The 25,270-nt window shown below is 34.6% G+C and carries 17 protein-coding genes; 9 read left to right on the top strand and 8 right to left on the bottom strand.

Translation table 11 applies throughout. From position 1 onward, the window contains the following. Positions 1 to 34: 34 nt before the first annotated feature. From RB618_RS22735 to RB618_RS22715, 5 genes are all read right to left on the bottom strand, one after another. Positions 35 to 2,122, bottom strand: coding sequence for a DNA topoisomerase (locus RB618_RS22735; RefSeq protein WP_308070920.1), 2,088 nt, complete (start codon positions 2,120 to 2,122; stop codon positions 35 to 37). A 5-nt stretch (positions 2,123 to 2,127) separates the two neighbouring features. Next, entirely contained in the window at positions 2,128 to 3,579 is a 1,452-nt protein-coding gene (locus tag RB618_RS22730) for a DUF3945 domain-containing protein (RefSeq protein ID WP_308070919.1), read from the bottom strand. A 95-nt stretch (positions 3,580 to 3,674) separates the two neighbouring features. Beyond that, entirely contained in the window at positions 3,675 to 3,971 is a 297-nt protein-coding gene (locus RB618_RS22725) for a helix-turn-helix domain-containing protein (RefSeq protein ID WP_308070918.1), read from the bottom strand. Between the two features lie 255 nt (positions 3,972 to 4,226). Continuing rightward, a complete protein-coding gene (locus tag RB618_RS22720; RefSeq protein WP_374121163.1) occupies positions 4,227 to 5,075 on the bottom strand; it encodes an RteC domain-containing protein in 849 nt (282 codons plus the stop codon). Between the two features lie 103 nt (positions 5,076 to 5,178). Continuing rightward, positions 5,179 to 7,605, bottom strand: coding sequence for an aminotransferase class I/II-fold pyridoxal phosphate-dependent enzyme (locus tag RB618_RS22715; protein WP_308070916.1), 2,427 nt, complete (start codon positions 7,603 to 7,605; stop codon positions 5,179 to 5,181). A gap of 251 nt (positions 7,606 to 7,856) precedes the next feature. Between RB618_RS22715 and RB618_RS22710 the strand changes: the two genes are divergently transcribed. From RB618_RS22710 to RB618_RS22695, 4 genes are all read left to right on the top strand, one after another. Beyond that, the gene (locus RB618_RS22710; protein ID WP_308070915.1) at positions 7,857 to 8,240 is read left to right on the top strand and encodes a hypothetical protein; all 384 of its coding nucleotides are present in this window, start codon (positions 7,857 to 7,859) and stop codon (positions 8,238 to 8,240) included. Between the two features lie 44 nt (positions 8,241 to 8,284). Beyond that, a complete protein-coding gene (locus RB618_RS22705) occupies positions 8,285 to 9,229 on the top strand; it encodes a helix-turn-helix domain-containing protein (RefSeq protein ID WP_308070914.1) in 945 nt (314 codons plus the stop codon). Between the two features lie 80 nt (positions 9,230 to 9,309). Next, positions 9,310 to 10,797 (top strand): MauE/DoxX family redox-associated membrane protein, encoded by a 1,488-nt coding sequence (locus RB618_RS22700; RefSeq protein WP_308070913.1) that lies wholly within the window; start codon positions 9,310 to 9,312, stop codon positions 10,795 to 10,797. 91 nt (positions 10,798 to 10,888) lie between these two features. Next, the gene (locus RB618_RS22695; protein ID WP_308070912.1) at positions 10,889 to 11,155 is read left to right on the top strand and encodes a DUF6520 family protein; all 267 of its coding nucleotides are present in this window, start codon (positions 10,889 to 10,891) and stop codon (positions 11,153 to 11,155) included. Positions 11,156 to 11,211: 56 nt separating this feature from the next. Here RB618_RS22695 and RB618_RS22690 read toward each other — a convergent pair whose 3' ends face one another. From RB618_RS22690 to RB618_RS22680, 3 genes are read right to left on the bottom strand one after another with little or no spacing between them, the layout of a single operon-like run. Beyond that, complete coding sequence (locus RB618_RS22690; RefSeq protein ID WP_308070911.1) at positions 11,212 to 13,839, bottom strand: prolyl oligopeptidase family serine peptidase; 2,628 nt, start codon at positions 13,837 to 13,839, stop codon at positions 11,212 to 11,214. 1 nt (position 13,840) lies between these two features. Further along, on the bottom strand, positions 13,841 to 15,235 hold the full coding sequence (locus tag RB618_RS22685) for a RagB/SusD family nutrient uptake outer membrane protein (protein ID WP_308070910.1): 1,395 nt from the start codon (positions 15,233 to 15,235) through the stop codon (positions 13,841 to 13,843). 18 nt (positions 15,236 to 15,253) lie between these two features. After that, positions 15,254 to 18,289: a SusC/RagA family TonB-linked outer membrane protein gene (locus RB618_RS22680; protein WP_308070909.1), complete on the bottom strand. Its 3,036-nt coding sequence runs from the start codon at positions 18,287 to 18,289 to the stop codon at positions 15,254 to 15,256. Between the two features lie 907 nt (positions 18,290 to 19,196). On the opposite strand from RB618_RS22680, the gene RB618_RS22675 reads away from it, so the two are divergent. The 5 genes from RB618_RS22675 (at position 19,197) to RB618_RS22655 (ending at position 25,079) form a co-directional block, all read left to right on the top strand. Continuing rightward, positions 19,197 to 19,541, top strand: a complete 345-nt coding sequence (locus RB618_RS22675) for a helix-turn-helix transcriptional regulator (protein WP_308070908.1) — start codon at positions 19,197 to 19,199, stop codon at positions 19,539 to 19,541. 180 nt (positions 19,542 to 19,721) lie between these two features. Beyond that, complete coding sequence (locus tag RB618_RS22670) at positions 19,722 to 22,697, top strand: Eco57I restriction-modification methylase domain-containing protein (RefSeq protein WP_308070907.1); 2,976 nt, start codon at positions 19,722 to 19,724, stop codon at positions 22,695 to 22,697. Next, complete coding sequence (locus RB618_RS22665) at positions 22,697 to 23,383, top strand: hypothetical protein (protein WP_308070906.1); 687 nt, start codon at positions 22,697 to 22,699, stop codon at positions 23,381 to 23,383. Before RB618_RS22670 ends, RB618_RS22665 begins: the two co-directional genes overlap by 1 nt. Before the next feature lie 176 nt (positions 23,384 to 23,559). Next, complete coding sequence (locus tag RB618_RS22660; RefSeq protein WP_308070904.1) at positions 23,560 to 23,937, top strand: hypothetical protein; 378 nt, start codon at positions 23,560 to 23,562, stop codon at positions 23,935 to 23,937. Between the two features lie 98 nt (positions 23,938 to 24,035). Then, positions 24,036 to 25,079 carry an HNH endonuclease domain-containing protein gene (locus RB618_RS22655; protein ID WP_308070902.1) on the top strand — a complete coding sequence of 348 codons (1,044 nt, stop codon included), beginning with the start codon at positions 24,036 to 24,038 and terminating at the stop codon, positions 25,077 to 25,079. Positions 25,080 to 25,270: the final 191 nt, after the last annotated feature.

Genomic DNA, 25,270 nt, shown 5'->3' with positions numbered 1-25,270 from the left:
CTTCATCTCCATTTAATTAGAATAGTACCGTGACTTATTTATTCTTTAGTTTGAATTTTTCAAATTCAAAAGAACTTTCGGCCTTATTATTAAGTTTTATATAAGCATCAAACTTTTTTCCAGTTTTACTTTGCATGGCTTTAATAAGAGGAGTTTTACCGCTGCTCACAAGACTTTCAATATCATATGTGCTGAGCTGTACACCGCATACGTTACGGAATTGAAACCAGCTGCAAACGTCATTCGGGCACTTGACAATTTTGCTTGTGATTATTAATTGTTCTTTATTGCATTTAGGACACAAAAGGTCAGGAAGATTGGTCTTCGCGACCGAAGTTTGAAGTAGTTCGTCCGTAATAAAGACTGCATATTTTTCCATTCTATTTTGGAAATCTGCCGCATCAGCTTTGCCCTTTTCAATTTTCAGCAGTTCTTCTTCCCACTCAGCGGTCATTGAGACATCAGAAATCTTTTTGTCTTTTACCAGTTCGTACACCTGCAATCCTTTTTGGGTTGGTACCAGATGTTTCTTTTGCCTCTCAATGTAATTACGGGCAAAGAGTGTTTCTATATCAGCTGCTCTTGTGGAAGGCGTACCGATGCCAGTATTTTGTAATGACTTGCACTCCTGCTGATCCTGAACCTGTTTTGTGGCAGTTTCCATTGCCGATAAAAGATCTGCCTCATTATAGAGCATAGGTGGTAAGGTTAATTTTTCTAGACTGCAGGCATTTTTTATTTTTAGTTCATTACCCTCTTTAAGTTCCGGCAGTACTTGCAGATTTTCAGTTTCATCATCAGAAAAACAACCGTTGACCAAACGCCAGCCTGTTTCTATGATTTTAGAGCCTTTCAGGGTAAATTCATAATGCAGAATCTGTAATGAAACGGCAGTGATCTCTTTGATACAATCCTGCGATATTGCTTCAAGTATTCTCTGAGCAATCATATTGTAAAGGGCATTTTCTTTGGCAGATAATGCAAAGGGTATTTTTTCTGTAATGAGAAGGCCATGATGGTCCGTAATACGCAGGTCGTTAACGATACTTTTATTTAAATAGCCCCATTTAACCCCACTTAAAGTATGGTTCCACTTTCCTGTTTTCTGCATGGCCCTTAGGATGCTGGATATTTCTTCCCACAAATCTTCTGGAATGTATTTACTTGAGGTGCGCGGATAGGTAATGAATTTCTTTTCGTACAGGTCCTGTGCAATGTTTAGGGTTTCCGCAGCTGAAAAATTCAGTTTTTTATTGGCTTCTTTCTGCAGACCAGTCAGGTCAAAGAGCAAAGGCGGCTTCTCGGTTAGTTTTTTGGTTTCAACCGATGTGACAATAGCAGTATTTCCATTTCTTTCGATACATTTCAAGGCATTTTCTGCAGATTTTTTATCTTCCCATTTGTTTTTCGAAAGACTTTTAAAATCTATGAATTCCTTGGTGTGCAATAACTGCAGTTGCCAATATTTCTGTACTGAAAATGCTTTGTTTTCCAGATAGCGTCTGCATATTAAAACCAGGATAGGTGTCTGTACTCTTCCTAGGGAATAATTGCTTTTCCCTGCGGCAATAGAAAGTGCCTGGGAAGCATTAATTCCTATGAGCCAGTCAGCACGGCTTCTGGATAGTGCGGCCTCATATAGACCGTCAAAATCACTTCCCGGTTTCAGGTTTTCAAAGCCCTGTTTTATAGCTTTTTGGGTAAGGGAGCTGATCCATAACCTTTCAAAAGGAATGCTACAGTTCAGATATTGATAAATGTAACGGAATATCAATTCCCCTTCGCGTCCGGCATCGGTGGCTGCAATGATTTTATTACTTTTTGAAATGAGCTGTCCAATTATTTTTAACTGCTTCAGCGCGCCTGCATCAGCGGTGTAGGTGTTGCCTTTTTTCTCTTTACAGGGAGTTAGTAAAAAAGGATTGGGCAGTATGGGCAGTGATCTTTTCTCAAATGAGCAAATTCCATAATCCTCCGGCATCCCTAGTTCCACTAAATGCCCAAAAGCCCATGTAACAAAATAGCCGTTGCCTGTCAGGTAGCCCTCTTTTTTTTCCGTGGCTCCCAAAAGGGTGGCTATTTCCCTTGCTACACTTGGTTTTTCTGCTATAACTGTTTTCATTTATGTTACATTTTACGTCCCTTAGATTTGGCTGGCGCCTGGAAATCTTCCTGCTGTTCCTGCTGTTTTTTATTATCTGGATTTGTCTGTCCTGATTTCAAAGGTTCATTGCTGTTTTTGGTTGCTTCATTGGTTTTTCCTTCTGAATTGACCGCCGTCTGTGTTTTATGAGCTTCAGCAGGTTTTACTTGATCTTTTAGTTTGTCTGGATTTTGGAAAGAAAAATCTGTTTTATTAGTTTCCTTATCAAAGGTGATATAACCATTATATTCTTTTCCTTTCTTATCCACCAGTCCGCTTATATAAACAGTTTGTCCATCTTTGAATTTTTGATATTGCTCGTTATCCAGTTCTTTATCCCTAAAGATTTTAGGCGCTTCCTGAGATTGGTTCTGCCCAGTGACTTGTGACTGTTTATTAGGCTCATTTCTGTCAAAGAGAAACTCCACAAAACGTTTGTCAGCATTGAATTGCACTGTTGCATCAAACGAAGTTCCTTTCTTGGAAATCATTCCTTCTAAATGAAGTGTTTTTCCTTCCTGTAAGGTCTGCTTTTGCTCATTGCTTAGTTTTAATCCTTTGATTTCTTCAGGGATTTTAATAAAATCGGTTTTTAGTGCGACGATTTCATTGGTTAGTCTGTCTATACTAATTAAAGAAGGCATGATCTCATCAGTTCTTGGATTGACCAAATTAACCACACGGCCCATGTTACCGCTCTGAAGAAGATTATCTTTATCTTCCTTGGTAAACTCATGCCCAAAGAACGGATAGTTTAGGTTCGGGGCTTTTCGAATGCCGTGGATAATAGCCACAATTTCTCCTTCATCATTTGATCTAAGGGAAAGACGTGCATCCATTCGAGTAACTGCAGTGCCAAGGTTAAGGGTAACAGGTACAAGCTCGTTAGTCTTGTACCCTTTTAGCAAGGGATCCAGCAGGTTCATTTTTTCCAGTTTATCTTTGCTTAATCCCAGATGATTTAATGTTTCCCAATCAATCTGTTCCGGTTTGAATTTGTATTCATTTGTTTCCGGATTTGTCTGTGTTGTTTCCATACTATTTTTATTATCTTGTTTATTATTTTTCATTTCTTGTGTTTTAATTTCATTCTCCTTCATTACCTGTTCAAACTCAGGTGTTGGATTAAGAATTTGTTTCTCCAATTCTTTCGCCGCGTCAATAGCCAATGGTGAAGGGACCTTGAAAAACATGAAGTTTGTTGGATTACGGAGCTGGCTGAAAAAATTAGAAAAGAAGTTGGAAAATAAATCACCCTGTCTGTCTACCTTCATAAATTGATTCTGATTTTTTTTGGTAGGGTCCACGGTTTTCAGATTTCCATTTTGATCCACTCCTGTTACTGCCTGAATTTTCTTTTTCTCTTTATCAAATACCAGAAGGATATCCGATAATTGTTCAGCAGATTTTATTGTATCTATAACTTGTTCGCTCATAATGATCGGTTTTATAATGTGCTTCGAAATTAAATGCTGCCGGCATTACTAAGTAGTAAGCAGCATTCTCTGGCACTTTTTTTCGCTCGCTGGCTTTATGTCTTGGCCACACGGGCGGTAAAACTATCTCGGATAAACTGATGAACATCAGAGAGTTTATAATATATTTTACCGCTGATTGTGTAATAAGGCAGTCTGCCCGATGATCGGTATCGCTGCAGCGAGCGGCCGCTTATCTTAAGCATTTGTAAAATATCCTGATTATCTAAAAGTTCCTCTCCATCAACACTTGCACGTTTTTTATCAACGTTGGTAATATGTTCAGACAGGAGATCAAAACGTTCAATAATTCTTTCCATCCATGATAGGAATTCAATTCGGTCTAAGTTCATGATGAATTGTTTTGCATTAGTACTGTATATTCTGCTTCATGCAGTATGATAATGCAAAGTTGGGGAGCCTCGAAAGTTTTTACTGCCAATGCCTGCCAATGTAAAATTGGAATTTATGATTTTTTTAACAATCTTTAAATCATAAAAAAGCATTGATTATTAAAGGTTTGCAGTTGGTATATAAAGCGAAGATGTGGTAAATAAAATATTTGCCAATTGCAAACCTATTGGCACTAATTGGCTAATCAATGGAAGTTATATTTCCTTGTCCATATGCTGCTTTAATGAAGACTTGAGCTGGTCCAGAAAAATACTTTTACTATCTGTCCTGTCTTTCATCCTATGGAAAGCGTGGTGGACGTCACCCAATTGAATCCTGAAAAGCAACTGGAAAACCATGCTGATTTTTCTAATTCCAGCTTTTCCGTGAGAAATGCTGCCCGAAGCATGCAGGGCGTATATTAGTTCTATTAGTGCACTTTTTGAATCTGTCCAGAAAAAATCTCTGTTTGCCTTATTTTCTTCTGAAAAAATGTTGGTTTGCTGCGTGTCGGGTTCAATTTTGGAAAGCAGGTAGCTGTAAAGCAATTCGTTGGCAATTATGCGGGCTACCTTGTAATCATAATAGGTAGAAAACTGCGTGTCAATTTCAAAAACAAAACTATTCGCTCCTTCATGAAGATCTATCTTCCCCCGACAAAAAAAGTGATGGTCCCATTCGGTTCTTCCCGTACGGTAGTAGCGATAAAAATCAGTGTTGTAAAAGTGCTCTTTATATTCCTGCTTGAGCAGATTAAGCTCATTGGAAAAATATTTAAGATGCATTTTTCCGGTTACAACGGGGCAGGATGCTTCAATTCGGAAAACTTTATTATAGAAAATAAGTTTTCCCAATATTTGGGGTTTTATACTTTTAAAGAAATTAATCTCTTCATTTTCGTCGGAGAATCCTTTCTCCAAAACATTTTTTTTAACCGTACCAAGCAGGTTTCGAAGCACGGTAGTCATATGGTAGGATTTTTCAATTATATGTTCAGGTTCTAAGCTGAATTGCTGTTCTTCTTTTCGAATAACCTGAAGTGCGTTTTCACATGTAGATCTTATCATGGCGGCAGAATTTAGATTTATTTGAACAAGGAAAAGCGTGGGCATTGCTGCCCTAATAAGTTATGACGTTACTTTTCGCTTGGTTTAATATATAGATATTTCAGCGCGGAATATTGGTTTCATTTTGCAGTGTCAGCATGAGTTCCATAGCATAATTATCCCGAGCCTGTACATAAGCTGTTTTCGGTATTACTGAAGCGCCAAGCTTTTTCTTTTCAAAAGTTGCCGATATCCCGAAATCGATTCGTCCAATTTTAAGCTCTCGTGCTCTTTTGATTGTCTGATACAGAAGCTGTCTGTATAAATTGAAGCCTTCGCCGGAAATATAGTCCATTCCTATAAGTTCAGGAACATATACGTTAGATGAATTTTTGTAGCAGAACATTATTCCGATAAAATTCCTTTCAGATGCATCTTTTAGTGTTAGAATTATGAACTCCCAGTTTTTACAGCTGTTCATATTTTCAAATACCTGCCTGCAGTAAGTATAGGTATTAATGGCCAGATTTCTGTCTTTAACGTTGCAGTACAGCCGGTAAGCTCTGTTTAGTTCTTCCTCGTTGAGACAGTCTTTTATTTCAACATTATAGTATTTTTCATATTGTAGTACATCTCTATTGAAATGCTGGCGGGAACGGGGTGTAAGTAAAGAACCATAATTCTCTAATTCAAGCAGATGCTTCTCTTCAATAACGCATGACTCTGGCATATCGATCCTGAAATAACCTTGGTTTCTTATGAGTTCATCCCATCGGAATCCGTGCTCAAAATCACGCAGGACGAGCATATCTACACCCAGCGAATTGTACTTTTCTTCCACTTCATTGAGAAGCATTCTAATTGATTGTTCTGCCAGAGGATGATTCTGGTCAATATAGCAGTGTAAACCTGCAGTAAATAGTGAGCCTGTGCTAAGTACTTTGGAAGTCATATGCATTGGATCTGTTTTTCTAATTTCTTCCAGGTGCCTTGATACTGATTCTGTAGACAGCATATCATCTTTCCAAATTCCGATGGTACAGAATGTCATTAAAAGCACCTGCATGTTCTGGTCACGGATTATATAATAAAAGAAATCCAATTTATTGGCAGGGTCCTGATTATTTGTAAAAGTGCGCTCTAGATAAAGCATTCCTTCCCAATCAAGAATATTGTGACCGCCCAAATACTTGTTCCATTCCTGTTTATCGATGTTATCAATTGTGGTTTGCTCTTCAATCTGAAGCAGTTCTGACTGTTGTTTTGCCTCAGGGAGCTTCGTTTTACTGTTCATTCTAAAAGCCTGCCGAATCTTTTGCTCACTGCTTCCAGTTTCTTCTACTGCTTTGTGTAAGTGGTAATCCATTGCACGGGCAAGTTCTGTTATATCTTCCATTTTATTATGTGCAGATATAGTGATACGGATACCGGTATTTTTTATGGGTACTGCCGGATATATACCAAGGTTTAGATAAAAGCCTTCTGAAAATAGGCGTTTTGTGAAATTATAAGCAGTTGAGGGTGTCCCCATTCCAAGAAAGAAAACGGGAGAATCATTTTCAGAGACTAAAGGCAGACTGCTTTTTGAAATCAGACTACCGAAATGCATTATTTTTTTTGCAAGTTCAGCCTGATGCTCATTTATTTCCGCAGAGAGATGTATATTGCACGATGCGATTGCAGCAGCGACTGATGCAGGTTCAAGCTGAGCTGAGAATGTCAAAGGACCGCCAAAAGTTTTAATCTTTTCGCGTAATTTACGATCGGTGCAGAAAAATGTGGCACCGCTGGCACCAAAAGTCTTACTCAGAGTACTAACAATAACTATGTTTTCTTCCAGCGTTCCAATGGTGTCAAATATAAAACCTGTACCATTTTTTCCTTTCCAGCTCATTCCGTGCACATCATCAAAATAGAGGTGAAGCTGCGGATACTTTTGGGTAAGGTTCAGCAGTTCTTGTACTGGCGCATAATCGCCGTACATAGAATAAACACCATCTGCCATGTACCAGATTTTGCCCGATTTGCCGCTCAGCGCCCGAATTTTATCTTCAAGCATTTCAAGGTTATTATGACGTATCATCTCAACTGGTATTCCCCTAAGCTTAAGAACTATACAAGCATTCTGAACACTCCAATGCGCCTGATGATCGATAATAACGGCATCTTCATCCCTGATCAGGGTTGGGATGATTGCCAGATGTCCAAGAGTGCTGTTCTTAGTTATGATCGGCGGTATATCATACATCTTTTCTATTTTGCTTTCCAGCTCAGCATATAAGGGATGTGAAAGATAAGTTTTAGAAAGCGGGAACTGTGTTCCATAATTATTTATAGCTTTAATTGCAGCCTCTTTGAGTCTTTTGTCCTGTTCTAGTCCGAGATATCCTGTAGTTCCGAAATGGAGCATTTCATTTCCGTTAATTTTTATGGTTCGCCCGTTGAGATATTCTCCTTCTGCATAGAGGTGCAGAATGCCTTTTTCTTTTGCATTTGAAAAAACGGTGTCAACTGTATCAATAAAATTGTTGTGCTTTATTTTTGCCATTTTTATAAGATATTTAGGTTTTAGAAGTATTATTTTTTAAATTGCTGAAAAACAGATATCTAAAATTCCTCATAAAAACTGAAAGTACTTTTGTTTTCATATATTTTACTCCCAATTAGGCAAGGGTAATTCCCGATTTAACAACAAATGGATGTGTTTTGCAAGAAATAATCCACAATTGACAATTAGAATGTTTCTTAATCTTTATATTTTTGTTAAATTACAACCCTTTATTTAAAAACTGATAGGACATGATTGCGGCACATGAATCTTATGAGAATCAGAATGCAAAGTTTTGGATTGAAAAGGGGATTCTCTTTTTCGAATATAAAGCTAATTCGGCAATAGATCTGCAGGTAGCAATGCGCGTAGTGGCAGACAGGATTGCATTTCAAAATGAAAGGCACCTTCCGGTCTTCTGTGATACCAGGGGTATCATCTCAATTGACAAAGCTGCCAGAGACTATCTCGCCAAATCCGGCTCACTGCTTGCAAAAGCAGTCGCTCTGATGGGCAGTGAGAATGTTTCAATGACTATGAGCACTTTTTATCTGCAGATTAGTAAGCCCTCTGTACCTACACAAATTTTTACTGTTGAACAGGAGGCGATAGATTATCTTAAAGGCTTTCTTTAGAAAAGGTCTTAACAGGCAGACCAATATATTTAAAATCAGAACCGATGAAAAGACCCCACAATCGCCAGCGGCTGCTATCAATGCACAAGATGTTATTTGAGATGGCACAGGGCAATTTCAATGGTCATATTCCTCTGAGCATCTATGATGATGAAATTGAAACACTGGTAGTTCTGGTAAACATGGTTGCCGAAGAGCTCAAAGAATCCGCCTTTCATTCCGGTTTTGTAAATCCCTATATTACCCACAGGATGGTAACTCCTGCAACTTTTATTTTAGATGAGGACCATTCTATAAAAAATGTAAATCAGGGTGCCTTGGAAATTTTGGGTTACAATGCATCAGAAATGCTCAGACACCCGATACAGGATTTCTTAATCGATGACTTTAGCAGTATGTCTGAGCTTGAGAGAAAAGAATTGGAAGAAATGCTTTTATCAGGCGAGATCATCACATTGAATTTTATAACACTTGAAAAGCTGATAGTAACTGCCGAGTGTTCGGTATCCCGATTATCGGATGGTAAGTTTACCGTCCTTAGTTTTGTTGCTCCCTTTCTGCAAGTTCATGAAAATGCTTCGGAATTGATTGAAATTAAATTAAACAGGCATTATAATTTCAAACAAACTGATGCGCGGCTGATACAGCGTGTTTATGATTATGTGCTGGCAAATTTAACAGAGCCATTGCCGTCCATTAAGGAACTGGCAAGACAGTTCGGTACAAATGATTTTAAACTCAAAGATGGATTCAGACATTTTTTCCATACAAGCGTGTGCAAGTTCTATACAGAACAACGCCTCAAAAGGGCTTATCTTATGATAGAGCAGACCGATATTCCTCTAAAGAATATTTCCTTTATGAATGGTTTTAACAGCTATCCCAATTTTTCGAAATCATTCAAGAAGCAGTTTGGATTTTCTCCTAAAGAACTCGGCAGAGGTAAAACCGGAAGTCTTTTTCCTCTGGAAGACCTTAATCCTTCTTAATCAATTTTTGCTCCCGATAGTATAAGTGTTATGGTTTTGGAATTCAGAATTTTACATTGTTGAATTTAAAGGACTTAAATATGATACTGAAAACAAATACGAGCTTAAAAAAAATTATAGTTGAGGTTATCTGTCTTGTTTATATATTACTTTTTATTTATGCGGCAGTCAGTAAACTTTTAGACTTTGAAAACTTTCAAGTTCAATTAGGGCAATCACCTTTAATCAGTTCATTTGCAGCTTATCTGGCATTTCTTGTACCTGCAGCAGAAATACTTATAGGTGCACTTTTAGGAGTGCCTAAATTCAGAAAAGCAGGTTTGTATGCGGGGTTTGGACTAATTGTTATGTTCTCGATTTATATTTATTTAATCTTAAATTACAGTTCTTATATCCCTTGTTCCTGTGGAGGAATTTTGGAAAAAATGAACTGGGACCAGCACTTTTATTTCAATATTTTTTTCTCCATTCTTGCCTTAATTGCATTATATTTTTTGGAAACAGATGGATTACGTCTCTATAAAAGAATTACAGTCTCTATTGTTTCTTGTATTATTCTAATGGTTGGACTTTATATACGATCAGATGAATTAGCACATAAGCAGAATAATTTTACCAGAATATTTCCACCATTTCCTGCTACGCGTGAAGCGGCTCAAAATCTAAAAGCTAACACCTATTATTTTGCAGGCCAGAATGGAGATAAACTATACCTAGGAAACCCTACGGCGCCTGCAGTTATAACTGAAGTTCGTACAGATTTTGGTCAAATGCGGACTTATCATTTTCAAATTACAGATACTCTCTTTAGATTTCTGAACATAAAGCTAAAAGTGATGCCTCCTTATTTTTTTGTATATGATGGTAAAGTTCCGTGCATTTTTAGAGGAAGACTCGACCAGTTAAAAGCTGAATTGCAGACAGCAAGGATACCCGGATTTACAAAAGCTTCCGTTATAGATTCTACCACATTTATAATTCGGAATCTGAACAATAAAAGGGAAAATTTACTTTCACTATTGGATATATCGAGTTCTAAGTTACAGCCTTCATATGAACTCCTCCAAAAGCAGTCTGATGGTCTCTTTGATACAGATGGTATTTTGCAGTACAGTAAAGAGACAGAGAAATTTGTATATCTATATTATTATAGAAACGAATATATAGTGACTGATAAGAAACTTAAACTATTGCACAGAGGTAACACAATTGACACCACTAGTAAGGCTTCACTGAAAATTGAATATATAAAATCTAAAAACCAACGTACATTTTCAAACCCTCCATTATTGGTTAACCGCCTTAGCACGCTTCATCGTAATTTACTATTTGTCAATTCTATGCTGCCAGGGCGATTTGAAGGGAAAAAAATGTGGCAAAATGCCAATGTAATTGATGTTTATAATGTACTTAATAAATCTTATTTAATGAGTTTTTATATCTACAAGGTGGATGGAGAAAAAATAGATGATATGATAGCCACAGATTCACATATCTATATTATTACAGGAAGTAGAATGGTTTCATACAAGTTCAGTAATCCGCTTAAAAATAAATTCAAATTTTAAAATGTTATATGTCGGGCCGGCAACAGGAGTGAGATCGAAAACCTGTAGAATAGAGTAGATCAATTTTATTTCATATTAAATTTTAGAAATCATGAAAGTTTTATCAATTAAATTACTTCTGCCAGTGGCTGCTTTTGTAATGGCTTCTGCAGGAGCAGTGAGCACCAGCAACTCAGTGAGTGCTATCAAGACTACAGATGTTCAGGGATGGAAAAGAATCGCACCTTCTAACTGCGAGCCTGTACGTGAGTGTAATAATATAAGCGAAGCTTTTTGTGTTGATGCATCCAATAATCAAATGTATGGAAAACCAACACCTGCTTCCGATTGTACTGAATTGCTTACACATCAGCCTTAATATCATCGATTAGGCTGAGAATCAAGCAGACAATAATTTGTTATTGTCTGCTTTTTTTATTGTAATGCTTTTTTAATCCAATCTTTTGGAGGCTCGTTTTTTAAATAAAAAGCCAGCCAATCATTAAGACGATTATATAAATCAATCTGGCTTTTTTTAAGCATTAAAGAGTGCGATTCTGTTGGATACATAAGTAAAATGCCTTTTTTCTCCAATCTTCTTAACGCGAGATATAATGCAACACTTTGATCAGGATTTACCTGTCTGTCTTCAGTTCCAGACCAAATTAACATTGGAGTACTTATACTTTTCACATAAGTTGATGGAGAATTTCGTTCATAATTCTCTCTTCCTTCGAATAAGGAAGTACCCATTCTCCACTGCTGTGATTCAAATCTCCATAATTCAGGTTTTCCTGAACTTTCACTTATTGATAAATACATCCTTTCCAAATCAAAAATTGACACTCCTGAAATAGCTGTCTTAAAGAGATTAGTTTGAGTAACGATAAAATTAGTCTCATAACCACCGAAGGATTGTCCCATCAATGCTATTCTTTCTTTATCTACTATTCCTGATTCTATTACTTTTTTAGTCGCAGCCAGTACACAATCGACAGCGGAGAAACCAGTATCACCGATTTTATATTTAATGTCAGGCATTAAAACAAAATAGCCTGCTGCTGTCAAGGACGATAGATTAAATCCTGTCAAGTTATATCGGGAAGGATTAGTATAATATAGATTCCTATAGCTGAGTTCTTCATATACAAATACAAGCATTGGATATTTAATTGTAGCGTCATAATTAAAAGGATAATACAAAGTTCCATTCAACTCCTCATTTGCTGAATTTTTGTACTTTATGAATTCCTGTCTACCCCAATTATAATTAAAATGATGAATATTACTCTGGAAGACTAGCTTTTTTTCCTTTGTCTTAGGGTTTAGATAAACGAGACTCGGAGGAGAGTCATAGGACTGAGTTATGTATATAAATTTATCAGCATTAGCGGATTTTGAAATTTTGGATTGTAAAGATCCGCCATAACAAATCTCTTTGAGCTCTCCTGTTGGAGAAAGTACGAAAAAACCAGTTTCGTTTTCACCTGTAGCGGATAGTGTAATTGGTTTGTTTAAGTCTACTTCCTGGCCAATATTTCCTGAATTAGGGAAAAAAACTTTTTTGTCACTGACTACAGTTCTGAATTTTATTTTTTTTTCTTGACCTCTGGTTATTTTTGAAGTTTTTTTTCCGTCTAAAGATGCTTTCCAAATATCAAAACGGTCATACAGCAGTATATACTTCTCGTCTGAGCTCCAGCCGCCGATGCCATGTGACTTTTGTTCCTGAGCATATTCTATGTTTTCAAAATTTATGCTATCTGTATTGGCAAGTTTTATTTTTAGTTTTGTCTTAAAATCATAGACCCACCAGTCATTATTGCTTAAGTAAGCAATGTATGAACCTCTGGGAGATATACTGGTGTTGTGCAGGCCCGTCAGATGATCTTGAAGAAGCAGATGCTGGCTGCCTGTTTTAAGATCTGTCACATAGTAGTCTACTTTTCGATTCTCACTGTATTGGGGTTTACCCTTGTTAAAGCCAAAGACCAAGGCAAAATCTTTGGAATTGTTCAGTACACAGTAAGGTTTGTCATTGTCTGTTATTTTTAAAAATCTTCCGTTTTGCGGTTGCCATGAAACTGTAATAAGTGTATTGTCTAATTCTCCTGAATGCACTTTTTCTGAATAGACAACTGCATCATTCGTGTTCCAAATTTGGACCGGATCGAGAATTTCAGATTTGAGCGTTTTAGAAATATTGAAGATCAAACGGGTGTCGTCTGTGGAGATGGTTAAAGTATTAGGCAATGTACTTACTTGAAATCCCTCAGGGAAGTCCTCTGTACTCTGAGGAATAAATTTGGAGAGTGTCTTTTGTTTAACCAAATAATGAAATAACTTGTTTTGGTTTTGTTTACTGTTTTGAGCTAAAAATGCAAATGAGCCGCTGCTTTCGCTCCACGTTAAATTAGAATAAATTCCCTGGCTTCCTTCCAAAATTTTAATTTTTGAAATGACTGCGCCTAGTTTAATTAATAAAACACTTTTAATCTCTTGGTTATCAATAAAGCCAACCAAAGCATTACCAAAATTATTCATTTTGTATTCCTTAACACCTGAAATCATCTCTAGAATTTTGCCTTCTAAATTTCTTATCGACAATAAGTTTTCCTTTTTGTTTTGTTCTAATGTTATTAGATATCGATTATCTGGTGAGACAGAATATTTCTGGATACTATCTAGTTTTATAAGTGTTCCTTTTTCTAAATCAAGTGAATGCAGTGATCTTGCTTTGTCTAAAAAAATGAAAAGCTTTTCATTAATAAACATACCTTCATTTGCATTAGGGAATTGAAAGCTGATTTTATTTTCGACGTTTTTCACGAAAAGTGTGTCTGGGGCGTCGTCATACTTCATGCAGTAAGAAGCCCAATCTCCTTTTTTTGAAAGTGATTGATTCATCAAAGTACCCCACTTACTGTAATCAGAAACTGTTATATTCTTTTTTAATTTTACCTGACCGCTTAAGGTATTAGCGAATAGTAATAAAATAAGATTTAAGACTCTAAAGTTGTAAATGCAACAAAAAATCTTCTTTGTATTGAAAAATAGAATCATATTAATATCCGGGATTTTGTGGAGTTAAAAATGGATTTGAGTTCATTTCGGACAAGGGAAGTGGCCAAAGTGAATCTGTTGTGTTCCATCCGGTTTTTGTACCTAAAACATTCTCTAACTGATTCCATCTTTTTAGGTCAAAAAAACGATGCCCGAATTCGCTGAATAATTCAACTCTTCTTTCATGTTCTATGGCTTTAAGTATATCATTTTGAGAAACTGCGGCCGTTCCTGATAATCCGGCACGATTGCGGATTACATTTAAATCTTCAACTGCGCCGTTCAGCTCTCCTTGCATGGCTCTGGCTTCAGCCCGGATTAAGTATTGTTCTTCAAGTCTCAGTACAACAGAATTTTCCTGAGTGACAGATGTATTGTTGTTTTGCTTGTATTTAAAAGGATGGTACCATTTGTTGTTTCCATTTGTAACGGTTTTTATCCATGAAGTTTTTCTTAAATCATTTGTTTCAAACTGAGTAATTAAACTTTCAGTAAGCGAAACCCTGGAAGGCGGACCCGCCTGAAAAATAAAGGTAGCACCTTGATAGGTATTGGCACCATTTGGGCCCGATGATAACTGCCATATTGTGGCCGGGCTGTCTTTTAAAAATACAGTATTGAGATTAGTACCAATACTATACAATGATTTTTCATTTAAAACAGCCGACGCCATTGTTTGAGCTTCTTCGTAATTATTGTTATACAAATAAACTCTTGCCAGTACTGACTGAACTGCTGAACGATTTGGACGGATTCTGTCCGATTGGCTGTATGTTTTTCCAAGCAAACTCGCTGCATCTTTCAAGTCGTTAATTACTTTTTGATTTACTTCGGTGCTGTTTATTCTCACTGCATTTTTATTTTTATTATAGTCTGTTGTAGTAATGTAAGGCACATCACCATATAGATTAACAAGATGGAAGTGTAGAAAGCCTCGGAGAAATAAAGCTTCTCCCTTTAATTGTTTTTTTACATCTTGTGATAGTGCAGTTGAATTTTCAACTCCTTCTATTACTGCATTTACTGCATATATCTGGCTGTATGTCCTGTTCCATATATTTGAAATGTATGTCATTGATGGGGATAATGTATTGGAATAAAAAGGTGCTGTTGTATAAATTCCATCTTCAAATGAAATGAGCTCGTCTGCATAAGTTCCCAAAAGACAGGAAAGGCCATTAATTTTTCCAGTAATTAAACCCTGTTCTCGCATCTGCGCATAAATATCAGTCATAGCAGCATTTGCCGTGGCAGCATCCCTATAGACGGATTCAGTGATCAATTGTGAATTAGGCTGCTCTATTTCGACAAAATTGTCACAACTATAACTAATGATTAATAATCCACAGATTATTAGCTTTATATAGTAAACTTTCTTAAAAAAATATTTTTTCATAAGTAACTGCTTTTGATATTAAAATGTAAACTGCATTCCAAGAGAATAAATCCGCAGAGGCGGTAATGTACCCCCTAGTGTAAATTCAGGATCTGCTCCCTTATAAGAAGTTATTGTAAAAAGATTTTGTGCCTGAAATGATAGACGGCAGCCCATATTAGGTGTTAACTCTTTAGGGAAATTGTAAGATAGCGAGACGTTTTTAAGCCTTATAAATGATGCATCACTTACAGCCCCCGTACTTAAACTGAAGAATTCACTACGCTGTGAGGCTGATTGATTTGTGTTTGTTGCATATCTCTGATAGGGCGCTATATTCCCGGGCTGACTCCAGCTGTCAACATATTCAGTTGGTTTATTGGCGAAATGTCCTGCCGAGCGCTGGGTATTAGCAAAATTAAAGTTCTCTTGTTTCACAAATTGAAAAAGAAAGTCGAGTTGCAGTCCTTTAAAAGTAAGCAGATTGTTCAATCCTCCGTAAAATTCAGGATTGAAATCTCTAACTGTTTCGCGGTCATATTCATAGGAAATGATTCCATCTCCGTTTACATCTTCAAATTGATACAGACCTGTTTGAGGATCAACCGATTTGAAGTTAAATAATTTTCGAATTGTAGTTGGCTGGCCCACTACAAATTGACTTCTATAACTTGAGTTTTCCAAACCGGGATATGAGAGAAGTTTATTACCTGCTTTAGTTATATTGAAGTCAGCCGTCCATGTGAAATTTTTGGTCTTAAAGGGATTTATATGTAAGGTTACTTCAAGTCCATAATTTTCCACTTCTGCATTAAGGTTCTGCTGAATTGAGGCAAATCCGGTAGTTCCCGGAAGAGGTAAGCCAACCAGTTGGTTAGAAGACCGGTTTTTATAGTAGGAGGTTGTTAGAAAAATTCTGTCGCGTAGAAAACCCAGTTCCAAGGAACCTTCCCACTTCTTATTTGTTTCCCAGCTAAAATCAGGGTTGTATAAACGGGCAGGAAGCAGGCCAATGACGCCCCCGTAATTTAAGTTGGAACTGAGGTAGGTATCTAGAAATTGATAGTCTCCAATCTGGTCATTTCCAGTTGTTCCATAACTTGTGCGCAATTTTCCAAAACTTAAAAAATTAACTTTATCTTTTATAAATGATTCATTAGAGAATATCCAGGCAAGCCCTGCTGCTCCAAAAGTTGAAAACTGTTTACCAGGACCAAATCGGCTTGAACCGTCCCTTCTGGCAGTCAGATTAATTATATATTTGCTGTCATAGGTGTAGTTTAGACGCCCAAAAAAGGCTTGATATTTATAGATGATTTCATCGTTATTTAGAATAACGGTCTGCGATGCTGATGAACTATTATAAAGCAGACTGTTGCTTGAAAATCCGCTGGAGAGAAATGCTAATTTCTCGCTTTTTTGATTTTGATATGTTGTACCTGCAAGAATGTCGAATGAAGAGCGTCCAAAAGTTTTATTCCAGTTTAGCTGCGGTTCAACAATCCATGAGTTTCTGTTAAACTGATTTTGATAAATTGATGATTGCTGACTGGTAAGATTAAATGAGGGATTATACATTGTGGAAGGAAGTGAGCGACTGTCAATATTCTTTAAGTCTGTAAATCCAAAATTGGACTTAATTAACAGGTTGTCAATTATTTTATAAGAAATAACAGAATTCGCGATCAAATCCGTTGTGTTTGCTAAACTTTTGCTTTCTAGATTTGCTAAGGGATTCTCCCAAGTATTGTTTTCCCAGTTCAAGTTTCCATATTGGTCGTATAAATTTGGAGCATTCGGTGCAAGCTGACGTGATAAGGTTACAAAATCTATCCACGGAAGATCATTGTCTTGTGCCATATAACTTGCTGAAAAATTAAAAATGAAGCGATTGTCTACTGACTTATGATTAAAACTAAATCGGCCGCCGCCTTTTTTATATAAAAAATCGCCGGGATAAACACTGCTTTCGGTTCTGTAATTCCCGCTAAAGAGGTATCGTGATTGTTCAGTGCCACCGCTTGCGGTGGCTTGGATGAAAAATGTTTCAGCCGTCCCGCCAATAAGCTTTTTTTGCCAATCGGTGTAGCGGTTCTGATCCCATGTTCCGTTCACATCATAGGCGTTAGCAGGGTATGTTGTAATTCCGTCATTAGCAAATGCTTCCCTGCGCATTTTAAGATATTGGTCAGTGTTCATCATTTTCATCATTTTTGTTACTTTACCAAATGAATGGTTAGTGTCAATGTTGAAAGTGGTTTTTCCTGTTTTTCCTTTTTTTGTGGTTATCAAAACTACTCCGTTCGCACCTCTTGAACCGTAGATTGCAGTTGCATCAGCATCTTTAAGCACTTCAATGCTCTCAATATCATTCGGGTTAATGCTGGCCAAAGGATTGCCGTCACCGGGAATTGAAGTAGAAGTCTGCCGGTCGCTGATAGGATCACTGGAGTATGGAACGCCATCGATGAGGTAAAATGGTGAATTTGCACTGGTCCTAAGACTATTAAGTCCCCGGATATTAATTTGAAAACCGCCGCCCGGAATGCCGCTTTCCTGAACAATGTTTACACCTGCCATTCGGCCCTGCATAGTACCTACAATATTCGTTATAGGCTGTGTTGCTATATCCTTCGATGTAATTCTGGCAATACTTCCGGTTCGTTCTTTGTCTTTTACATTATAATAACCTGCATTGACAATTACTTCCTGTAGTGTTTTGGTATCAGTTAAAAGTATGATGTTTACAACTGAACGTCCCTGAATGGGAATTAGAGAAGTTTTAAAACCTATATATGATACTACCAGAGTGTCATATGGAGAGGAAGAGAGTGTAAATTGACCGCTGTAATCTGAAATTACGGCATTGTTTTTTTTATTTTTAATGGCAATGGTGACGCCAGGCAGAGGATTGGTACCGTCTGTTACAGTCCCCTGAACCTTATGCTGTTTAGGAAAAGAAATGTTATGCCGATCCGAAGATTTGGCGAAAAGAGATGAGAAAGACAGACATAGCCACATAAAAAAAAGGCAATAAATAGCTTTCCCATCCTTATAAAATGAAAAATTATTCATAATATTGGATTGGTTAGTTAAACGATGATTTGATTAGCTATGGTCCTCTAGTCAACCGCCAAGAAGAGTTAGAGGACCTTTTATTTTATCTTGAAATGAAGTTGAAATTTAAATTTTTTCTTCAATGGTTTATTTCATACACATTTAAGTTTATTTGTTAATGATTGGGAAGTCTCAACTCCGTTTACTTGTGGTTGTCTTGCATGTAATGGATATTTTTATTTATTCAAATCAATCCATCCATCAGAATTTAGTTAATCTGAAGGAATTGTTTTGATGTGAATTTTTAGAAAACATTTTAAACTTTCAGTTGTGAAATAGAAATAAAGGATATACTTTTAAAGTGCAAGTTTAAAAGAGATTTATGCCGACATTCTAGGTATAAAATGAAAGAGTGAATATTTATGATAGTTTTCAATAGAAGCTATTATAAATATTTTGCAAATAAGTTATTCTCGTAGGAGAGTAAATTAATAATGTAAATGCCTCGTTTTGTCTTGTAAAGGCAATCAAAAAGTTGACCTTTAAGGTGGACGGACAATAACTGGTTTAAAGTAGTTCGTTCTCATACATAAGTTTTTATGGAACGATATTTCGGAATGTGAGATAGCTTGCAAAAAAAGCAAGGAGCGGTCTCACACTTTCAATCCGCAGGTGTCCTAATACCTACAATAATAAATTATTGTTGCAATTGAAAGCTTACGTGAGAACCGCTCGCATGCCGTATGCAAAAGTAAGAAACTTTTTGACATGGAGCGACTTCACGACACTCTCGTTTGCTAAATTAGGACTTTACGGAACGAGAAATAATCGTCTATTATGCGCAATTGGCTAATTGTCATTTCGCTAACACAAATATAATAATATTCTTCAAATATCCAACATGTTGGATAAAAAAAATAAACTTATGAATAAAATATTAGAATTTGAAACGACTCAATTTGATTTTGAATTAGTAAATCATGTAAAATTTTTGAGAAAAGAACAAGGTGTGAGCAAGGAAAATTTAAGTTTAAAAATGGGACTTTCCAAAACTTTTGTAGGTAATGTAGAATCATTTACTCAGAGACACAAGTATTCTACTCGGCATTTACCTTTACTCGCCAAGGCTTTTGGTTTTAAAAATATTTCTGACTTAGTTCAGTTTCCTGTACCAAAATATGATAAAATTAGAGTTACAATAAAGCAAACTTTCAATGAAAGTTGCAGTAAGGTAATTAGAAATGAGGTCTTAAGAATTGAAGAGTTGTAGTAGAGTAATAGTTAGAAGGTTATAGATAATATAATTAAAAATTATTTGTTGTAGCTTTATATAATTTAAGTTTATACTGTAATTTATGTAAGCTAGGCTCTATAATTATTAAAAATAGAATCCGAAATCTTACATAGTTTAATCAAATTTTCGCATTTTTGTATTCTAAGAAAATAGTTAATGGATATAGAAACAAATGAATATATTAGTGGATTATCTCAGCTAGAGATGCTCAATGCTGATGGCAATTCCTTTGGTTTAATTCGTACATGTGAGCTTGATAAGGCAAATATCAACTATTATCAACGTTTGTCACTTGAGAAAGCAAAAAAGGTTGGAGCGGATGCTGTTTATTTTAGAAATTTTCCGAATTTAAGTAGTCCCCCAAAGCCTCAACTTTATATCTTTGATTTTACCGTAAAGGAACAAGATGTTGTAGAAATTCATAAAAATGTTTGGAGTAGTACAGAAGTTCGTTTGTACTTAGTAATTACTAAATCGGAAATAAAATTTTTTAATTCATCTAAGCCTGTTGAGCAAACCAAAAGCGGTGATTTACAAGTATCCCCTTTTGAGACGTTAAAAATAGTTGGTGATGCTGTTAAAAAATATAAAGAATATTCAGCAAAAAAATTTGACAATGGTTCTTTCTGGGAACAAACCCAATATGATTTTGGTTATGGAGAAACTGCTTATGAAAAACTTATTTCTCAACTTAAAATAACAAGAGATCAATTTCTTGATGTAATTAAATTAGATAAAACAATTGCAAGCAAGCTTTTAGTTTTAGGGATTTTAGTTAAATACTTAGAAGAAAGAGTAGATGTTGACGAAAATGGAAAAGAAACAAGGGTTTTTGCGACTGATTTTTTTAATCAAGAAAAATTTGGATTTTCTACTGATTTTACAGAAACAATTCGAAAGGGAAATCAATATACTTTAAACCTGTTCGAATATTTGAGCAATCATTTTAATGGTAAAATATTTTATTTATCAGATGCTTATAAAGAACAAATAAAAGTAAAAGATTTGTCTCCTTTAGCTGATTTTTTATCAGGAGTATTAGATAAAAATCAATTCGTTTTTTGGAGATTATATTCATTTAATTACCTACCTATTGAGTTAATCAGTAGTATTTATGAGATGTTTTTAGAGGCTGATAATAGTACAGGAGTTGCTTATACCCCTTCGTATTTGGTTAGTTTTATGATTGATGAGTGTATGCCTATCAATCATCCAAAAGAGAATTTTAAGATATTAGATCCAGCTTGTGGTTCAGGAATTTTTTTAGTTTCTGCTTATAAACGAATTATTGATTGGTGGAGAGTTTCAAATTATGAAAAGACAGGTGAATGGTTTTTTCCTGGTAAAGAAAATTTAAGTGAACTAAAAAGCTTATTAAAAGACAGTGTTTATGGTATTGATATTTCTAATGAAGCTGTTGATTTAGCTATTTTTAGTTTAAGCTTAACTTTATGCGATATTTTGTCACCAAAAGTTATATGGGAAAATCTTCGCTTTGACGATTTAAGTAATAATGTTGTAGGGGAAGACTTTTTTGACTGGTATCCTAAAAACATAGATAAAAAATTTGATTTAATTATTGGTAATCCTCCTTTTATTGAATATGGAGTAAGGGAAACTAAAATTAATAGTGTTATTACTGGATTAAAATTGGTAGAACAAGTGCCTAATAATCAAAGTGCTTTATTGTTTACTATAATAGCTATGAATCTTTTAAAAAAAGAGATAGGATTACTTTCTTTTATATTACCTTCTGGTCCATTATTGTATAATAATTCTCAAAAGCCTATAAACTTTAGGAAATGGTTGTTTGCTGAATACAACATTCCTCAAATAATTGATTTTACCTATTTAAGTAATACACTTTTTAAAAATAAAGGGAATGAGAAAAATGTAGCAGTTTCTGCATTTTTTCTTGAAAACAAAGTTCCTGACAAAAATCCTATTTATCATATTACGGTAAAAAAATTAAAGACAGCAAAAGAGCGTCAATATTTTGAGATTGATCATTATGATTTTCATAAAGTAGGTAAAACGGATGCTTTAGATAATCCTTTTATTTGGAAATCTAATTTACTTGGTGGTGGTCGATTGGTTCCTTTCATAAATAGACTAACTAGTTTTCAAAGTTTAAAAGATTTTTTAGATCAGAGAAAGAAAAAAGGATGGATTTATGGTGATGGATTTATTAAAGGAAAAAAAGATGAAGAGTTGGTAGAATCTGATTTTGAAAAGAAAAAAGGAGGATATTCTGAAGCCGATTACCTTATGGACCTTGATTATGTTGAACCCGAATATTTTTCTGAAAAAGGGATTGAAAAAACAGAAAAAAATACTTCAAAATATTTTCAGTGGCCTAGAAATGAAAAAATATTTGAACCACCATTATTATTGATTAAAAAGAATATTGGTTCACATTCAATTCCGGTTTTTTTTAGCGATCTCAAACTGGGATATAAAAATGAAATCATTGGTATCCATTCTCCTTTAAGTGAAAGGGAAGAATTAAAAAATGTTTATTTTAGGATTAAAGATAATCCTCTTTATAGATTTTATATTCTAGCGACTAGCGCCAGAAGTGGTGTAAGCCGTTCAACAAAAACTACATTACAGAAAGATATTTTAGGTATACCATTTCCAGAATATGAAGAAGAAATTGAACTAACGCAGTTTGATAAAATTTTGATAAATGATACATTGGATTACGGTTTAGAATTTTTAGGAAAAGACAATAATGTTAAAGCTTTAGAAGTTACGACTGAAAAAGATTTGAATCGTTTTGCAGAAACATTTGCTGGTATTTTGAATTCATTGTTTGAAACTAAAGCCAAAAAGTATTTGCAAAAAAGCATTTATCAAACAGAATCTTTTATTTGTTCTATTTTTGAGTATGGAGATGAAAACAACATTATATTCAGGACTCTAAAGACTGAAATAGAGATTGAAAATCACATTTCTGAATTAGTTTACAATAAGATAGGGACTAGTTACAGAATAAATAGAGTTGTAAAAATATATGATGGAGATTTAATCTATTTGATTAAACCCAAAGAGTTAAGGTATTGGCTGCAATCTATTGCTTTAAGAGATGCTGATGAAACTATTGTTGATCTTTATTATGCTGGATACTAATGCTAAAAGATAACCATAACTTAATAGGTAATGCTCCTAATCCGTCAATAAAAAAAGGTACAATTAAAGAAAAACTAATTGTTTTTTTAGAAGAAACTCTATGTAAGTTTCAAGAACATTTTAAAGGTAATGTAATTGATTCTGAAGAAAATTTAAATGAACAGCTTGGTAAAACATTAAGCTATTTTTCCAAAGACCAAGCGTTTATTTTTCAAGCAGAAACCAAACAAAAACAAATTAAAGGTATAGACAGGCGGGTCGATATTGGCGTTTTTAGACATTTTTCTGATTCAACACCTTTTTTCACTATTGAAGCTAAACGATTAACAACTTCAATGCCTGTTAATAGAGAAAAAGAATATGTTTTGGGTAGTGATCCAACTAAGTTTTCTGGAGGAATTGAACGATTCAAGTATAATGTTCATGGAGTAAATTTAGATCATAGTGCAATAATTGGTTATATTCAGAATGAAGATGGAAAGTACTGGCATTCTACTATTAACAATTGGATTCAAGAATTGATTGATGGTAAAATTAAATCACCTTTGAGCTGGTTTTCAAATGATTTGCTTTTTAATACTTGTAATTTTCAGGATGTTAGGATAGTTAAATCTATTTCTGAAAGTGAAAAAACAAATCAAACAAAGATTAGGTTAAATCACTATTTTGTTAATTTGTGTGAATAATATTTTGTCTTATTGTTTAATAAATAATGCTGTTTATATCTCTTTTTTATGTTATCTGGTAATATTTTAGTGTTCGAAACCTAAAATAGATTAGTAATCAAATGAATTATAAAGATTTTATGTAATTTTTATGGATCATCTTTGCATATTTTTATAAAGAGCTTACAGGCTCTCCAATGCTTAATGTAGATGATGCTGTTAATTTGTATCAATCATCTAATAATAATCCTCATTTTGAAGGAGAAGTTCACTTGGTGATTGATTTTGTTTCACGAAGTACACTTGAACAAAATCTAAATAATTTAAAAGACGGAATTCCTTTTGCAAGACGTAGGGAAGCGATCCAAATTTTATGGTTTGTATCTTCTTTAATATCAAGTAGCCATGAAGTAAATAAAGATGGTTATGTACATTGCAAACCATGGCTATATTATTTAATCTATGTTTTTAAATATCTGAAAATTAAGATAGGTACTATTGTTTATAATTTTTTGTTAGTATCAAGTACTGGTTTGTTCTATTTTATATTGCTACATTTAGTAATTAGTATTTAAATTGGAATAAAGTATGAATCTTTACCTTTTATTATTCTTTATAAGATGTAATTTTTAGCTAAATTTATCTTCAAATATTTTAATTTAAATTGGTTTGTATGGACCTACCAAACTCACATTTTTTACCAGTCGGTAAATTGGCTTCAGTTTTCGCTAATACTTCTGCAACTTACAAGTTTTATTGGTTTTTAGCTATTCTTGAATTAGTAGAGGAGGGGAACATAATTATTAAAAAGAGGGAGCTATTCTCAAGAATGATAAGTAATCCTTGGTATACCGTTAACTATTTTCATGTTTCTTTTGGTAAGCAGGATCTTATTCAAGATTCAGTAAGGGCTATCATAAAAATCGAAAATCTAACAATAAATGAAAACAAAAAAGTCATAAATTTTGTTTTAGAAAATACCAAGAAGATCGAGACTATCAATATTTTGAATCATTTTGATAAAAATGTTCCGCATTGGTTTATTTCATCTTGGTTTTCAGGAACACGTAATGAGATCTATTTGTTTTCGCAGAATTTTGATAATGGCTGTCTCTATCGTTTAGAAAAAAATCATATTGAGATAAATCCAAGTTGGATTTCTTATCTTAAACTAAATTCAAAGATACTTAAGGGCTTCTGCTATTGGAATTTGTCGATTTTTCTTCAAAAGAGAAATCCAAATGTTCCGGATATTCCAAATAAAATATACAAGACAATTACAAGAAATTCACTAATTAAACAAACAAATGAATATTGGAAATTTGTATTTAATGAATTGGGGGCAGTAGATTGTATTTTTACAAATAAAAAATTGGTTTTCGATGAGAAAAAATATGCTTTGGACCATTTTGTACCTCATGCATTTGTTTCTCATGATTTAATTTGGAATCTAATTCCAATTGATAAAAATTTTAATTCGTTTAAAAGTAATAAGCTCCCTTTGATAGATAAACATTTTGATAAATTTTATACTCTGCAGAAGACAGCTTTTGAAGTAGTTAAAAGTTATAACTCCAAGAATAAATATTTGGAGGAATATCTTAGTATTTTTCCTGATTTAGATGATAACGGGTGGGATTATGTACGATTTAAAGAAACAATCCAGCCTTTAATTACTATTGCCAGTAATAATGGTTTCTCCTATATGAAAGATTAATGGCATTAATTTTTATACATAAAAAAGCCCTTCAGAATCTGAAAGGCCAATTTAGTAAAAGTAAGAATGAATTTATTTTTTTGATTCTTCAATATTATCAAAAGATATTGATAATATTGAAAATCAGAAGAAATAGATTATCACAAGTAGATAAACATTTTATTTCAAAACATCCTGACTATACAGGATAA

Source organism: Flavobacterium sp. LHD-85, from assembly GCF_030929595.1.
In the GTDB taxonomy this organism is placed as follows: Bacteria; Bacteroidota; Bacteroidia; order Flavobacteriales; family Flavobacteriaceae; genus Flavobacterium.
The sequence above is the reverse complement of the archived record's forward strand: the minus strand, read 5'-3'. Positions and strand labels throughout refer to the sequence as shown.

Excerpts from the sequence above, each read along its gene's own strand:
- RB618_RS22735 (WP_308070920.1), bottom strand. The coding sequence starts at position 2,122 with ATGAAAACAGTTATAGCAGAAAAACCAAGTGTAGCAAGGGAAATAGCC.
- RB618_RS22730 (WP_308070919.1), bottom strand. The coding sequence starts at position 3,579 with ATGAGCGAACAAGTTATAGATACAATAAAATCTGCTGAACAATTATCG.
- RB618_RS22725 (WP_308070918.1), bottom strand. The coding sequence starts at position 3,971 with ATGAACTTAGACCGAATTGAATTCCTATCATGGATGGAAAGAATTATT.
- RB618_RS22715 (WP_308070916.1), bottom strand. The coding sequence starts at position 7,605 with ATGGCAAAAATAAAGCACAACAATTTTATTGATACAGTTGACACCGTT.
- RB618_RS22710 (WP_308070915.1), top strand. The coding sequence starts at position 7,857 with ATGATTGCGGCACATGAATCTTATGAGAATCAGAATGCAAAGTTTTGG.
- RB618_RS22705 (WP_308070914.1), top strand. The coding sequence starts at position 8,285 with ATGAAAAGACCCCACAATCGCCAGCGGCTGCTATCAATGCACAAGATG.
- RB618_RS22700 (WP_308070913.1), top strand. The coding sequence starts at position 9,310 with ATGATACTGAAAACAAATACGAGCTTAAAAAAAATTATAGTTGAGGTT.
- RB618_RS22695 (WP_308070912.1), top strand. The coding sequence starts at position 10,889 with ATGAAAGTTTTATCAATTAAATTACTTCTGCCAGTGGCTGCTTTTGTA.
- RB618_RS22690 (WP_308070911.1), bottom strand. The coding sequence starts at position 13,839 with ATGATTCTATTTTTCAATACAAAGAAGATTTTTTGTTGCATTTACAAC.
- RB618_RS22685 (WP_308070910.1), bottom strand. The coding sequence starts at position 15,235 with ATGAAAAAATATTTTTTTAAGAAAGTTTACTATATAAAGCTAATAATC.
- RB618_RS22680 (WP_308070909.1), bottom strand. The coding sequence starts at position 18,289 with ATGAATAATTTTTCATTTTATAAGGATGGGAAAGCTATTTATTGCCTT.
- RB618_RS22675 (WP_308070908.1), top strand. The coding sequence starts at position 19,197 with ATGAATAAAATATTAGAATTTGAAACGACTCAATTTGATTTTGAATTA.
- RB618_RS22670 (WP_308070907.1), top strand. The coding sequence starts at position 19,722 with ATGGATATAGAAACAAATGAATATATTAGTGGATTATCTCAGCTAGAG.
- RB618_RS22665 (WP_308070906.1), top strand. The coding sequence starts at position 22,697 with ATGCTAAAAGATAACCATAACTTAATAGGTAATGCTCCTAATCCGTCA.
- RB618_RS22660 (WP_308070904.1), top strand. The coding sequence starts at position 23,560 with ATGCTTAATGTAGATGATGCTGTTAATTTGTATCAATCATCTAATAAT.
- RB618_RS22655 (WP_308070902.1), top strand. The coding sequence starts at position 24,036 with ATGGACCTACCAAACTCACATTTTTTACCAGTCGGTAAATTGGCTTCA.